Raw genomic sequence first — 1,435 nt, forward strand, 5'->3', positions numbered from 1 at the left:
CTAAAGTTGGACGACAAAATTCAACTTTAGGGAGTTTTACTATGACCAAATACTCAACTGATTTTAAGATGAAGGTGGTTAGTGACTATCTCAAGGGGATGGGAAGCCCTTCATTGTGTCGTAAATATCATATTCCATCAAAGAAGAGCATTTTAAACTGGGTGCATGGCTATCAGACAAACGGCATTGCAGGGATTAAAAATTTGAATCAATGGCCAGCATATTCCTGCAGTTTTAAGCTGAATGTATTAAAGTGGATGAAGGAGAACCATTCAACACTCGAACGTGCAGCACTTTATTTCAAAATCTCTTCGCCGTCAACGATTTATCAATGGGATCGGCGATTTGAATCAGTGGGTGTGGATGGATTAAAAACCAAGCGAGGACGTCCACCTATGGGGAAACAGGAGCATATAAAGCGTACAACCACAAAGAACGACAAATTGAAAAAGGTTGCTCAGCCTGAACAGAAGCGGCTTAAGGATCTTGAGAAGGAAAATGAACTGCTTCGGATTGAGATTGAGTACTTAAAAAAATTGGACACCTTAGTTCGACAGAGAGAGCAACGCGAGCGGAACAAACGCAAGTAGTTACTGGACTAAGGCGGAACCACTCTCTGAATGACATTCTTCGGGTTGTGAACCTGCCGAAAAGCATCTATTACTATCAGAAACAGCGCTCGCAAAAAGATACTGAGGACCCTGTGATCTCTGAAATAAAAGCTGTAAAACAGAAGAACCCAGCTTATGGCTATCGGCGTGTGGTCCTGACACTGAGGCGCCACCATTTAAAAGTGAATCACAAAAAGGTCCAGCGCATCATGAGAATGGAAGGCCTTCAGTCGACGGCCTATACCAAACGGACCCGTAAGTATAATTCCTATAAAGGTACGGTTGGCAAAGTCACTAAGAATCATTTGAACCGTCGGTTCATGACGGATCGGCCCTACCAAAAGCTTGTCTCTGACGTTTCCGAATTTCGTTGGGGACATCAAACAACCAACGAACGTCTTTATCTTGAACCCGTTATGGATCTTTATTCTGATGAGATTTTGGCTTCTAATATTAGTGATCATCCAACCGTAGCCTTTGCGTTAAAACCGCTTCATGAGGCTCTCGAACGCCTGCCGGAACATCACTATCGCACGTACGTTCATACGGATCAGGGCTTCCAGTACCAAAATTACCTTTGGCGCAAGGAACTTAAATCGCATCATGTTTGTCAGAGTATGTCTCGAAAGGCAACTTGCCTGGACAATGCCCAGATGGAGAGTTTCTTCCACCTCATGAAAGCTGGAACCGTAGCCTCACACCATTATCAGACACGTGAAGAGCTGGAAACTGCCATGCGTGTGTGGATTAAGTACTATAATGAGTCTAGAATCAAAGAAAAACTCGGGGGTCTAAGTCCGATTGACTATCGGATCATGACCACC

General features: G+C 43.9%; 2 protein-coding genes. Both read left to right on the plus strand.

Features of this window, described 5'->3' with window-relative positions; genetic code table 11:
* A partial coding sequence (locus NIE88_RS21955; protein ID WP_253065687.1) for a helix-turn-helix domain-containing protein occupies window positions 1-590 on the plus strand: 590 nt, incomplete at its 5' end.
* The coding region (locus NIE88_RS21960) for an IS3 family transposase (protein WP_253065688.1) at window positions 536-1,435 on the plus strand (900 nt) is incomplete at its 3' end. The genes NIE88_RS21955 and NIE88_RS21960, both read left to right, overlap by 55 nt.

The organism is Sporolactobacillus shoreicorticis (genome assembly GCF_024125445.1).
Taxonomy (GTDB): Bacteria; Bacillota; Bacilli; order Bacillales; family Sporolactobacillaceae; genus Sporolactobacillus; species Sporolactobacillus shoreicorticis.